The organism is Sphingobium sp. JS3065 (assembly GCF_026427355.1).
Classification (GTDB): Bacteria; Pseudomonadota; Alphaproteobacteria; order Sphingomonadales; family Sphingomonadaceae; genus Sphingobium.
Genome location: NZ_CP102664.1, coordinates 1,836,540 through 1,848,997 on the forward strand (window position 1 = coordinate 1,836,540; position 12,458 = coordinate 1,848,997).

A 12,458-nucleotide genomic window follows, 5' to 3' on the forward strand; every position below is an offset into this window, starting at 1 on the left:
TCGCCGCCCTTTCTTCGTTGGAAGATCGGAACGGCAAATAATGCCGACAGCCACAGGGGAACTATCGATGCGTATTCGCCATGCATTGGCGAGGGTCGCCCTTACCGCCTGCCTTGGGTCGCCCGTGGATCTTATGGCGGCTTCGAAAACCGACGCGGCGCTGTCGCAACGCCACAAGTTCGACATTGCGCCTCAGCCGCTGAGCAGCGCCCTGCGTCAGCTATCGGCGCAATCGGGCGTGCGCATCCTGTTCCCCTATGACGAAGTCGTCGCCATCCGCAGCCGGCGCGTCCAGGGCTGGCTGTCGACCGACGACGCGCTGGACCGGTTGCTGGCCGGAACCGCATTCAAACATAGCGAGGCGGGCGTGGGGGTCGTCGCCCTCATCATCCCGGCGAATCGCAGCACCACCCGCCGCAGTCCCCTGGCGGTCCAGTTAGCTCAGGTCGGCGTGGCCGGCGCGGCGGCGCCGGTCTCCATGACGCCGGGGACCGAGGCGGAGGAAGCGTCGACCCCCATCATCGTCACCGGCACCCGCCAGACCACGCGCACCGTCGCGGAAAGCCTGGCCCCCATCGACGTGCTGAGCGCCAGGGATCTGGAAGCCAGCGGCAAGCAGTCTGTCCGCGACCTGCTGGGAACGCTGGTGCCGTCGATCAACGTGTCGAACAGCGGCGCCGGGGCCAGCTTCGCGGTCAAGACGCTGTCGCTGCGCGGGCTTGCGGGGGACCAGTTGCTGGTTCTGGTGAACGGCAAGCGGCGGCACAATACGGCGACCCTCTTCATCAACGGCACGACCCAGAACGGCCAGTCGCCGCCGGACCTGGACCTCATCCCTTCCTCCTCCATCGAACGGATAGAGGTGCTGCGCGACGGAGCCTCGGCCCAATATGGGTCGGACGCGATCGCGGGCGTGGTCAACATCCTGCTGAAGGACGACGCCAGCGGCACCGCCGCCTTCCTGAGCGGCGCCACGGCGGACGGCGGCGGCGAACAGGGCCGGTTCCAGATCAGCAAAGGCTTCCGCATCGGTGACGGCGGCCATGTCCATTTCACGCTGGACGCCTATCTTCAGGGGCGCACCTATCGCAGCGCGCCCAATCCCGGCCTGTTCTACGCACGGATGGGCCAGCTCTATTCCTCCACCACCGGCGCGCTCGACCCGCGGGAGGCGACCGTCGACCGCAATGTCAACAAGGGCGGCCAGCCGCAGGTTTCCGGCGTCAACTTCGCCTATGACCTGTCCCTGCCGGTGAACGACATGGTGGAATTCTACCTGTTCGGCACGGCATCGCGGCGGCACAGCGACGCCTGGCTGACCTATCGCTTCCCCGATGCGCCGAACAACATCCCGGAACTCTTCCCCAACGGCTACAGCCCCCATCTCCATATCTATGATGAGGATTTCCAGGCGGCGGCAGGGCTGCGCGGCGATCTGTCGGACACGTTCCACTATGACCTGTCCAGCAGCTTCGCCCGCGACTGGGTGAAATATCGGGAAAACTCCGTCCTCAACGCATCGCTCGGCCCGGCAAGCCCGACCGACATGCATATCGGTTCCGTCACGTCGAAAGAGTGGACGACCAATCTCGACATCCGGAAAATGGTCGACCTGGGACTGGCCGAACCGCTGCTGGCGGCGTTGGGCGCGGAATATCGCTGGAACGGCTACGCCATCGGCGCGGGCGACCCAGAATCCTATGTCGACGGCGGCTATCGGTCGACCGGCGGCGCCAATGCGGGCGTGCTGCGCACCTCCGGATCGCAGGGCGTGACGGGCTTTCCGCTCTCCTCCGCAGGGAAATGGAACCGCCACAGTTGGAGCGCCTATCTGAACCTGGAACAGCAGGTCGCGGAGGGTGTCGAAGTCGCTCTGGCGGGGCGGCATGAGGATTATTCCGACTTCGGCACCACCGACACCGGCAAGGCTTCGCTGCGCATCGAGCCGGTGCGCGGCCTGGCGCTGCGCGGCACGGCCAGCACCGGCTTCCGCGCCCCGACGCTGCAACAGCAGCATTATTCCTCCGCCAGCACCATCAATGTCGGCGGCGTGCTGTTGCCCGTGTCGGCGCTGCCGGTGGATTCCCCCGCCGCCGTCGCGTTGGGGGCCACGCCGCTGAAGCCGGAAAAATCGAGGAACCTGTCCGCTGGCATCGTCCTCACGCCCACGACGCGCCTCAACATCACGGTCGATGCCTATCAGATCAGGATCAGGGACCGCATTCTCCTTTCCGAAACCCTGCAAGGGCCGCTGGTGCGCAACGTGCTGGCGGCGGCGGGCATCACCTCCTCGGCGGGCGGCTTCTACTTCTCCAACGCCGCCGATACGCGGACGCGGGGGCTGGACGTGGTCAGCACCTGGCGCGCCGACCTCAGCGATCTGGGCCATGCGGTGTTCAGCCTGTCGGCCAATTTCAACAAGACCGTCTTCACCCATGTCGATGCCGTGCCGCCCGTGCTGGCCAGTTCCGACCTGACGCTGATCGGCCGCTCTAAACGGGGCGATTTCACCAAGGGCACGCCACGCGAAAAGTTCATCGCCAACATCCTCTGGACAAAGGGACCGGCCAGCCTGAACCTGCGCGCAACCCGTTATGGCAAGGTGACGATGGTCCACCCGACCACGTCTTCGCTGGATGCGGAGATCGACCCGAAGATCATCGTCGATCTGGAAGCCGGGATGGAACTGCGCAAGGGCATCAGGCTGACGGCGGGCGCCAATAATCTGTTCAACAGCTATCCCGACAAATTGCTGCCCATATTGCAAGGCAACGGCTTCTCGCTCTACAATCAATATTCGCCCTATGGCGTCAGCGGGGGCTTTTATTACGGTCGGTTGAACTTCGAATTCTGACCGAAGCAACGGTTGGCGCGGATGCCCCCTCCCCGCCCATGGCTGCCCTGTTCTAACGCCACCCCTGTTCCTTCGCCGCCTTCTCCTGCGCGGCGTCGAGCGGGACGCCATCCATTAAGGCATCGACCGTCGCCATGATGCGCGCATCGCCGGATGAGGCCTGACGATAATCCGTCTCCCGCCCCGTTCCCGGCACCAGTTGCTGCACCTGCCAGCCCTCTCCTTCGCGACAAGCGACACCTGAAACCGCCTGCCCTTCGAAACTGCGGCACCAGCCGCCGCCCCTGCGCTGGAAGCTGAGGCCGATCCTGACCGGCAAGCCCTCCTGCGCGGAAGCCAGTTGCGTGTCGAGCGCGGTCGCCAAGGCGCCCTGCGCCACCATGACGCCATTCTCGACCGCGATCGGGCCGCCGGGACCGCCAGACCAATGGCCGATGCCCAACCCCAGCAGAAGGCTGGCGGCAATCGCGCCGCCCGCGCCCCAGGAGCGCCAGCGCGGCGCAGGCCGGACCATCGGGGCGACCTTCGCGCTTTCCGCCAGCAGCGCCTGCATTCCGGCAGGCACCGGTTCCGCCTCGACCGGGGCGTAATGGCCCGACAACCGCTGGCGCAGGCGAATATGCATGTTCAGCCGCTCAGCCAGCGCCGAATCCTCCGCCACGGCGCGGTCCACGCGCCGCCGCGTCACTTCGTCCAACTCGCCGTCGACCCAGGCGATCAGCATGGCTTCATCGATGTCCGTCATGCCGCTTCCCCCAGCACTTCTATCAGCGCACCGCGCCCGCGCACCAGCCGCGACGTCAGCGTTCCCATGGGAATGCCCAATATCTCGGCCGCCTCCTTGTAGGACAACCCCTCGACCAGAACGAGCGCGATGGCCTCCCGCTGCTCGTCGGGCAAGGCGTGCATGGCGCGATCCACGTCGGAAAGCATGACATGCGCTTCCACATCGCGGTCGCCGGCATGGCCGACATGCTCGCCCGCCTCTTCCGGCACGAAGGTCCGGGCGGCGCGCTGGCGTGAGCGGCCCTCGTCGATCCAGAGATTGCGCATGATCCGATACATCCAGCTATCCAGTCTCGTCCCCGGTTGCCATTGGTCGCGTGCCCGCAGCGCCCTTTCCAGCGCCGCCTGGCAGAGGTCGTCCGCATCGGCGCGGTCCCGCGACAGGCTGACCGCAAAGCGCCGCAGCCGGGGCAGGATCGCCAACAGATCGCTTTCGAACGACATCCGGTCTCCATTTCTGTCCGTCAGGGATGAAACGACCGTCCGCTTCCGTTTCATCCCTGAGGACGGATCTTGTATCGGAAATTTTTTCACGATGAATCATTTTGAGAGCGCAAGGACCGGAAGACGCGCCGGTGGTAGAGAGGTCGAGATGAAATTCGCACGCCCATGGATCGTCGCCGGCCTGCTGCTGACCGCGCCAGGCGCGCAGGCGCAGTTGCTGCCCTCCCCCGGCGGCACGTTGGGGCAGGTGGGCGGCGTCGTGCCCGATGTACTGGATCGGGTGGAAGGAAGGCTGGACCAGGCGGGGCTGGACCGGCTGTCGCCCGCTCGTCTGGCGGATCGGCTATTGGCTGCGCGAGCGGCGCGGATCGGCGATCTGCTGCGGCGCCATGCGGACTCGGTGGAACTGGACGACCGGCGCGAACCGGCGCGGCGCGGCGTCATATTGCTGACCGGTGCGCGGGAGAAGAGCATCGAAGCGCTGCGCTCCGCAGGCTATGGGGTGGAGGATGCGACGGTCGAGGGACTCGCCCTCCCCGTCACCCGACTGACCGTGCCCAAGGGCCGCAGCCTGCCTCGCGCCTTGAAACAGGTGCGATCGATCGCTCCCGAAGCCCAGGCCAGCGCCGACAATCTCTATTTCCCCAGCGGTTCGTCAATGGGGATGACGGCCGCTGCCCTGGCCGGAACGGGTCCGGTGCGGGGCAAGGCGGCAGGGCTGATCGACGGGGGCGTGGCCCGTCACCCGGCGTTGAATGGCCCGGTCGAGCAGCAGGGCTTCGCCCGCGGCGCGCCCCGTGCCAGCGCGCATGGGACAGCGGTGGCGTCGCTCATCAGCGGAGCGGGCAACATACGCGGCGCGGCGCCGGGCGTCCCATTGCTGGTGGCCGATGTCTATGGCGACGATCCCGGCGGCGGCGGCGCCTTTGCGATAGCGCGGGCCTTGGGCTGGATGGCCGCGCGTGGGGCCAGCGTGGTGACGGTCAGCCTGGTGGGACCGGATAATCCGCTGTTGGCGGGCGCGATCCGGCTGGCGCGGGAAAAGGGCGTGACCGTGGTCGCGGCGGTCGGCAATGACGGACCGGCGGCGCCTCCGGCCTATCCGGCCTCCTATGCCGATGTGATCGCCGTCACCGGCATTGACGGGCGCGGGCGCATCCTGCCCGAAGCCGGGCGAGCGCGCCATGTCGATTTCGCCGCGCCGGGAGCGGACATGAATGCGGCGCGCCCCGATGGCGGCAAGGGCAAGGTGCGGGGCACCTCCTTCGCGGCGCCGTTGGTGGCGGGACGCCTGTTCGCCACCGGCAGCGTCGGCGCCCTGCGCGCAGAGGCGAAACGCGGCGCCGGGCCAGGCGTGATCTGCGGCGAATGCAGAAATATAGACTGAATTTCAGTGGTTTGTGAAATTTTCTCGGCGGGATCGGGATTAAATCGGATCGCTATCCCGTTGTCCTTTCATCGGATCGACAATGAACAAGGAGACGATCGATGAAAGTGAAGTTCCTTCTCGCCACCGCCGCCCTGGCCGCCATGACGGCGGCGCCCGCCTCGGCCCAGTTGCTGGGCGGCGGCGGTGGCGGCATGCTCGGCGGCGGCCTGGGCGGCGGCCTGGGTGGCGTCGGCGGATCGCTGGGCGGCACGCTCGGCGGTTCTGGCGGCATCGGTCTCGACCGCAGCGTCGACCTGGAAAATGGTCGCGTGGGCGCCAGCGGTTCGGGCCGTGGCAGCGGCAGCGGTTCCGCCAGCGGGTCGGTCAGCCGCCACGGCAAAAAGCATGGCGGCAGCGCCTCCGGCTCCGCAAGCGGCTCGGCCAGCGGCAGCTTGACCGCCGATACGCTGGGCACCAGCGATGTCGGCAACGCCGTGGGCGGCCTGCGCGATCAGGCAGACAGCACGGCTGGCGCAGCGCGGGATCGGGCAGCCATGGCCGTCGCCAACACCCGCGACCGTGCCGGAGCGGCGGCCAGCGCCGCTCATGATCATGCCGCGAGCGCTGCCGGCAGCGCGGCGGGGACTGCAAGCGGCATCGCGAACAAAGCGAGCGGCGCAGCCTCGATAGACGCCAGCGGCCAGCTTTCGGGCAACGGCCAGGCCACCGGGTCGAGCGGTTCCGCCTCTTCCGATCAGGCGGCTGAATAATATTTCGATGGGGCGGCCCCTACCGCCCCATCGCCCGATCGAAAGGCCGGCCCTCCCCATCGGGATGGCCGGCCTTTTCCTGTGGCTTCGCTGAAAACCGATTGATTTAATTGGGTTAAGATCATCCAACTTCCCATCCACCGGCAATGAGGTTAAAACTAAAGTTATAGCCATTCCTACGGGCCGACGCTCATTGGAATGAGGTCGCAATCGGGGGTCTTCATGACGCCCAAAAAGGAAAAATAGCGGGACATTCATGCCCGATTCCGATCCCGAATTTCTGTCGAAGCGCCAATATCAACGACGGCGCCGGTTGCTGAAGGCGCGCATGCGCCATCCGCGCCATGGCGAAATCGACATATTGGTCCGCGACGTTTCGGAACTGGGCATTGGCGGGCGATGCGAACTGGATCTGGCGCTGGGGGACAGCGTGGTCATCACCCTGCCCGATTGCGCGCCCGCCGAAGGCAGGGTCGTGTGGCGCAGGGGCCAGGCCTTCGGCGTGGAACTGCGCGCCTCGATCGATCCCGCCAATGTGAAAAGCCCCGCCCCCGCCGAACGGCCGGTCGCATCCTATCAGGTTCCCACCAATTTCCGGGTGTCTACCGAAACGAAAAGGCCGGGTTTCAGAACCCGATCGCCGGGCCTGGATACCCGTTTCAAACTGGATTGACCTTTCCCCGGCGTCCAAAATGAAAAAGGCCGACAATCCCCCTTGGATCGTCGGCCTTCCTGTTTCCTGTACCGATGCTGGATTCGTCAGGCGACCTTCGTGGCGAATTCTTCCGCCTCGTCCGGATCGCGCAGCACATAACCGCGGCCCCAGACCGTCTCGATATAATTTTCGCCATTGCAGGCCAGCGCCAGCTTCTTGCGCAGCTTGCAGATGAAGACGTCGATGATCTTGAGTTCCGGCTCGTCCATGCCGCCATAAAGATGGTTGAGGAACATTTCCTTGGTTAGAGTCGTGCCCTTGCGGAGCGACAGAAGCTCCAGCATCGCATATTCCTTGCCGGTCAGGTGGACGCGGTTGCCGTCCACTTCCACGGTCTTCGCGTCCAGGTTCACCGCCAGCTTGCCGGTGCGGATGACCGACTGCGAATGGCCCTTCGAACGGCGCACCACGGCATGGATGCGGGCGATCAGTTCCTCGCGATGGAACGGCTTGGTCACATAATCGTCAGCGCCGAAACCGAAGGAGCGGACCTTGCTGTCCATCTCCGCCACGCCGGAGAGGATCAGCACCGGCGTCTGCACCTTCGCGGCGCGGAGCTTTTTGAGCACGTCATAGCCGTGCATGTCCGGCAGGTTCAGGTCCAGGCAGATGATGTCGTAATCATAGAGCTTGCCGAGGTCGAGACCCTCTTCGCCAAGGTCGGTCGTATAGACGTTGAACCCCTCGGTCGTGAGCATAAGCTCGATGGCCTTCGCGGTGGTCGGTTCGTCTTCGATTAGCAGCACGCGCATGTGAAGCCCCTTTGCGTAGCAGTCCCGTTCACCCCCAGAGAACGACAACCGCTCCAATTCATTAACCAAAAAACTTCTGAAGGACAAAGGTTAATTTTTCGCTAACCGGCAGAAATCCACGAGTCGCGTGATTTTGAATCAGTTTTCAATGTTTTGGCGCCGAAATGATTCAGATGAGTCAATATGGATTCGTCTGCGAAACGAGCGGTCAACAGCCATGATGTCGAGTCAGGAAATCAAGCACCGCATCGACCCGCGCGGGCCGCAGGCGCGATGGCGGCGTGACCAGATGAATGCCGAAGGGCGGCGGCCGCCAGTCGACCAGAATTTCCTCCAATTCACCCGATGCCAGCCCCTCGCCGACGATGAAGTCGGGCAACCTGGCGATACCCACCCCGGCGCGCAGGGCAGGCAGCATCGCCTCCCCACTGTTAACCGTGATGCGGGCGCGGACCTGCACCACGACATTCTGCTGGCCGGGGCCGGAGAAACGCCAGACGTCGGGCGCCGGCGTGTTGGAATAGCAGAGGCAATCATGACTGCCGAGGTCGGACGGGTGCGTCGGACGCCCCCGTTCCGCCAGATAGGCCGGCGAAGCGATGGTATGCAGCTTGACGTCAGCCAGCCGCCGGGCGCGAAGCGAACTGTCGGGCATGTCGGCGATACGGATGGTGGCGTCCAGCCCCATCTCCACCAGGTCGATGCGGGCGTCGGACAGGTGCAGGTCAATGTCCACCTGCGGATATTGCCTGGTGAACTCCGCGATCAGCGGCGCGACACGCAGCAGACCGAAGTTCATCGGCGCGCCCAGGCGGACCGTGCCGGACAGTTCCGCCGTCTCGTCCCGCGCAGCTTCCTCCGCCGCCTGTCCTTCGGAAAGGATGCGGGCGGCATGGTCCGCCAGCCGCTTGCCGCTTTCGGTCAGGGCCAGGCGGCGGCTGGTGCGGCTGAACAGGCTGGTGTCCAGATGCTGCTCCAGCCGCGTCACCGCCTTGGACACGGTGGCCTTGGACACGCTCAACGCCTTGGCGGCGTCCGTGAAGCTGCGATGTTCGACCACGGCGGCGAACATCGCCCAGGCTTCGAAATCGGGAAGACGCATAAGGAAACAATCCGTTTCAATGCTGCTTATTCAGGAAACGATCCTGATCGCTACATTGGCGGAAAGCAAGCCGGAAACCCCCGGCGAACATTTGAAAGGGCCTGAGTTATGAGCACGACAGTCGGGAGCCGCATAGAGCGCCGCCCCTTCGCCTCGCTCGGCCATGCCGACCATGGCTGGCTGAATGCGCGGCATCATTTTTCCTTCGCGGACTATCATGATCCGGCCCGGATGCACTGGGGCGCGATCCGGGTGTGGAACGACGATGAAATCGCTTCGCGCTCCGGCTTTCCGCCGCATCCCCATGCGGACATGGAAATCATCACCTATGTCCGCAAGGGCGCGATCACCCATCAGGACAGCCTGGGCAACAAGGGCCGCACCGCAGCGGGCGATGTCCAGGTGATGAGCGCGGGCACCGGCATCCGTCACGCCGAATATAATCTGGAGGATGAGACGACGACGCTCTTCCAGATCTGGATCATCCCCAGCGACCGTGGCGGCCAGCCGAGCTGGGGCGCCAAGCCCTTTCCCAGTGGCGACCGGTCCGGCAAGCTGGTGGTGCTGGCCAGCGGCCATGAGGATGACAAGGAAGCGCTCCGCATCCGCGCCGACGCCCGCCTGCTGGGCGGCACCGTCAAGGCGGGCGAGAGCGTGACCTATGACAGCGCCGAAGGGCGTCATCTCTATCTGGTCCCGGCGACGGGCCGGATCGAGATAGAGGGCCAGATTTTCGAGGCGCGGGATGGCGCCGCGATCATCGGCGGCGCGCCCATCACCGTCAAGGCGATCGAGGACACCGAAATCGTTCTGGTGGACAGCATATAGCATTTCCAGGTCAAGCGTTGGCATGACCGCGTGAAATCCAACGACCGGAATCCGGCCCGTCCCTCTCCCCCCTTATGGACGGGCCGAAGGCCGCCCGCGTATTCCCTCCCCCCTCACGCGGGCGGCCAAATTTTTCGAAACCTTTTTACGATCAACGCATTAACGCGATTGGAGACACTCATGACTAAGGTTCTGGTTCTCTACTATTCCTCCTACGGCCACATCGAAACGATGGCCAAGGCCGTGGCCGAAGGCGCCGCTTCGACCGGTGCGCAGGTCGACATCAAGCGCGTGCCCGAAACGGCGCCGCTGGAAATCGCGAAGGCCGCGCATTTCAAGCTGGATCAGGAAGCGCCCATCGCGACCGTCGCCGATCTGGCGGAATATGACGCGATCATCATCGGCACCGGCACGCGCTTCGGCCGCATGTCCAGCCAGATGGCGGCGTTCCTGGACCAGGCGGGCGGCCTGTGGGCGCGCGGCGCGCTGAACGGCAAGGTCGGCGGGGCCTTCACCTCGACCGCCAGCCAGCATGGCGGCCAGGAAACCACCTTGTTCTCGATCATTACCAACCTGCTGCATTTCGGCTTGGTGATCGTCGGCCTCGACTATGGTTTTGCCGGGCAGATGGGTGTCGACAAGGTGCGCGGCGGATCCCCCTATGGCGCGACCACGCTGGCCGACGGCGACGGCAGCCGCCAGCCGGATGAGGAGGAATTGGAAGGCGCGCGCTATCAGGGCCGCCGGATCGCGGAAACGGCGTTGAAGCTGCACGGATAAGCGGTTGCCGCGCCGTCTGGTTTTCGTCCGATGCGATTTCGATCGCTTCGGGCGGGACGGTTGTTGAGGGCCCTGGGTCGCAAGGCATCAACTCCAATGGGGAGCCGGCGCATCGGACTGCGCGTCGGCACCCTTCTTTTCGTTCATCCGATGAAGCGCTTCCGCAGCGCGACAAAATCGCCTAAGCTGCGTCGTTCAGCAGCTATAGGAGCGTTGATGCAATTTCTGCGGACTGCCTTCTGGGTCGTCATCGCCGTCGCCCTCGCCTTTTTTTGCATGGCGAATTATGTGCCCGTGACCGTCCGTCTATGGGGCGATCTCGTTATGGAAACCAAGCTGCCAGTTCTGTTGATCGGCGCCTATATATTGGGTGCGCTGCCGTTCTGGATCATGGCGCGGGCCACGCGCTGGCGGATGAAGCGCAAGCTGGAAAGCACCGAACGAGCGCTGGTCGCCGCGACCGCCACCCCCTCTCCTGCCGTCACCGCCGCAGAGGATGCGGCAGCAGCGGCACCTTCCCTCTCCGTCACAGGACAAGCATGACCAGCCCGATCTACGTCGCCATCGATACGCCCGACCTGCGCAAGGCCCAGTTACTGGCGCAGCAGGTGCGCCATCATGTGGGCGGGCTGAAGCTGGGGCTGGAATTCTTCTGCGCCCATGGCCATCACGGCGTGCATGAGATGATGAAGTTCAACCTGCCGATCTTCCTGGACCTGAAGCTGCACGACATACCCAATACCGTGGCCAAGGCGGTGCAGGCGCTTCATGTGCTGGAGCCGGCGATCCTGACCGTCCATGCAGCGGGCGGGCGTGCCATGCTGGAGGATGCGAAGGCGGCGGCAGGCGTCAACACGAAGGTGGTCGCCGTGACGGTGCTCACCAGTCTGGACGATGGCGACCTGCTGGATATCGGCGTCGGCGGCCGGGCCGAGGATCAGGTGGCGCGGCTGGCCGATCTGGCGCACAGCGCGGGGCTGGACGGGATCGTCTGTTCCGGCGAGGAGGTCGGGCTGGCGAAGAAGGCCTGGCCGGAGGGGTTCTTCGTGGTGCCAGGGGTGCGGCCTGCGGGCGGGGCCATGGGCGACCAGAAACGGGCAGTGACGCCGCGTGAGGCGCTGGATCGCGGCGCATCTATCCTGGTGGTCGGGCGCCCGATCAGCCTGGCGGAAAAGCCCGATATCGCGGCCAGGGAGATCGAGGCTACGCTTTAGGCGGAGTCAGAAGAGGGGGACAATGCCCCCCTCTTCCAACTATGGCGTGGCAGCAAGCTGCCCGGTCTGCGGTTCCGCTGCCGTCAGAAGCGCCAGCCCAGGCTGGCCACGACCTGATGGCGGTCGGTGTCGATGCCGAATTCTTCGCTGGTCGCGCCATTGGCGAAATCGATATGCGCATCCTCATATTTGGAATAACGATATTCCAGTTTGGCGAAGGTGTTGGTGTTGATCGCTCGTTCCACACCCGCGCCGATGCGCCAGCCGTCCAGTTTGAAATCGGTGTTGGTTTCCTGGTTGGTGTCGCCAGCCAGTACATCCAGCTTGGTGTTGGTATAGCCGCCCTTCACATAGACCAGCGTGTTCGGATTGGCGAGGATGCCCGCCCGCGCGCCGACATAGAGATCGCGCCCCTGCTTGACGCGGCCGAAGCCGAACTGGTCGGTGAAGTCGTTGCGGCTGCTCTTCGCGGTGGAATCGGTATATTCGCCTTCCACGCCGATGACCGCGCTGCCGAGGTTCACGTCATAGCCCGCGCCCACGCCATAGAGCAGTCCGTCGATCGACTGGTCGTCCCGGTCATTATCGTTATCGACGCTGCTGCCGGCGCCCGTGCGGTCATAGCCCAATATCGCTTCCACGCGAGGGCCGGTGAAGGTGGAATTGGGTTCCTGCGCCAGAGCGGGGTTTGCGACCGCTGCGCCGGTCAGGAGGGTTGCGGCCAGAATCTTACGCATATTCGGATACTCCATTCTTCTTCTTTTCCCCTGTCAGGAGGAACAGTTTGAAGTCATGGGGATGCCGTGAAGTTTCATGAACCTCAGATAAACGATTGATTATGTGC

The 12,458-nt window shown here is 64.7% G+C and carries 13 protein-coding genes; 8 read left to right on the forward strand and 5 right to left on the reverse strand.

The features are described from left to right. Positions 1-67 precede the first annotated feature (67 nt). Entirely contained in the window at positions 68-2,854 is a 2,787-nt protein-coding gene (locus NUH86_RS08755) for a TonB-dependent receptor plug domain-containing protein (RefSeq protein ID WP_267249146.1), read from the forward strand. A gap of 52 nt (positions 2,855-2,906) precedes the next feature. Here NUH86_RS08755 and NUH86_RS08760 read toward each other — a convergent pair whose 3' ends face one another. Both NUH86_RS08760 and NUH86_RS08765 read right to left on the reverse strand, forming a co-directional pair. Then, complete coding sequence (locus NUH86_RS08760; protein ID WP_267249147.1) at positions 2,907-3,599, reverse strand: anti-sigma factor family protein; 693 nt, start codon at positions 3,597-3,599, stop codon at positions 2,907-2,909. Beyond that, on the reverse strand, positions 3,596-4,084 hold the full coding sequence (locus NUH86_RS08765; RefSeq protein WP_267249148.1) for an RNA polymerase sigma factor: 489 nt from the start codon (positions 4,082-4,084) through the stop codon (positions 3,596-3,598). The genes NUH86_RS08760 and NUH86_RS08765 overlap by 4 nt, the downstream gene beginning before the upstream one ends. 91 nt (positions 4,085-4,175) lie before the next feature. Here NUH86_RS08765 and NUH86_RS08770 point away from each other — a divergent pair, with 91 nt between their 5' ends. From NUH86_RS08770 to NUH86_RS08780, 3 genes are all read left to right on the forward strand, one after another. Further along, complete coding sequence (locus NUH86_RS08770) at positions 4,176-5,471, forward strand: S8 family serine peptidase (RefSeq protein ID WP_267249149.1); 1,296 nt, start codon at positions 4,176-4,178, stop codon at positions 5,469-5,471. A 101-nt stretch (positions 5,472-5,572) separates the two neighbouring features. Beyond that, positions 5,573-6,223 carry a hypothetical protein gene (locus NUH86_RS08775; RefSeq protein WP_267249150.1) on the forward strand — a complete coding sequence of 217 codons (651 nt, stop codon included), beginning with the start codon at positions 5,573-5,575 and terminating at the stop codon, positions 6,221-6,223. Between the two features lie 256 nt (positions 6,224-6,479). Next, the gene (locus NUH86_RS08780; protein WP_267249151.1) at positions 6,480-6,896 is read left to right on the forward strand and encodes a hypothetical protein; all 417 of its coding nucleotides are present in this window, start codon (positions 6,480-6,482) and stop codon (positions 6,894-6,896) included. Positions 6,897-6,982: 86 nt separating this feature from the next. Here the strand turns inward: NUH86_RS08780 and ctrA are convergent, their stop codons facing one another. Beyond that, the gene (ctrA, locus tag NUH86_RS08785) at positions 6,983-7,690 is read right to left on the reverse strand and encodes a response regulator transcription factor CtrA (protein WP_007688543.1); all 708 of its coding nucleotides are present in this window, start codon (positions 7,688-7,690) and stop codon (positions 6,983-6,985) included. A 208-nt stretch (positions 7,691-7,898) separates the two neighbouring features. Beyond that, complete coding sequence (locus NUH86_RS08790; protein WP_267249152.1) at positions 7,899-8,792, reverse strand: LysR family transcriptional regulator; 894 nt, start codon at positions 8,790-8,792, stop codon at positions 7,899-7,901. Between the two features lie 108 nt (positions 8,793-8,900). Between NUH86_RS08790 and NUH86_RS08795 the strand changes: the two genes are divergently transcribed. The 4 genes from NUH86_RS08795 to pyrF all read left to right on the forward strand — a co-directional run bounded on the left by NUH86_RS08795 (position 8,901) and on the right by pyrF (position 11,614). Further along, entirely contained in the window at positions 8,901-9,620 is a 720-nt protein-coding gene (locus NUH86_RS08795) for a pirin family protein (protein WP_267249153.1), read from the forward strand. A gap of 180 nt (positions 9,621-9,800) precedes the next feature. Then, on the forward strand, positions 9,801-10,400 hold the full coding sequence (wrbA, locus tag NUH86_RS08800) for an NAD(P)H:quinone oxidoreductase (RefSeq protein WP_267249154.1): 600 nt from the start codon (positions 9,801-9,803) through the stop codon (positions 10,398-10,400). A gap of 216 nt (positions 10,401-10,616) precedes the next feature. Next, positions 10,617-10,943: a lipopolysaccharide assembly protein LapA domain-containing protein gene (locus NUH86_RS08805; protein ID WP_267249155.1), complete on the forward strand. Its 327-nt coding sequence runs from the start codon at positions 10,617-10,619 to the stop codon at positions 10,941-10,943. Next, positions 10,940-11,614, forward strand: coding sequence for an orotidine-5'-phosphate decarboxylase (gene pyrF, locus NUH86_RS08810; protein WP_267249156.1), 675 nt, complete (start codon positions 10,940-10,942; stop codon positions 11,612-11,614). The genes NUH86_RS08805 and pyrF overlap by 4 nt, the downstream gene beginning before the upstream one ends. Positions 11,615-11,697: 83 nt before the next feature. Here the strand turns inward: pyrF and NUH86_RS08815 are convergent, their stop codons facing one another. Beyond that, a complete protein-coding gene (locus NUH86_RS08815; RefSeq protein WP_267249157.1) occupies positions 11,698-12,351 on the reverse strand; it encodes an outer membrane protein in 654 nt (217 codons plus the stop codon). Positions 12,352-12,458 lie beyond the last annotated feature (107 nt).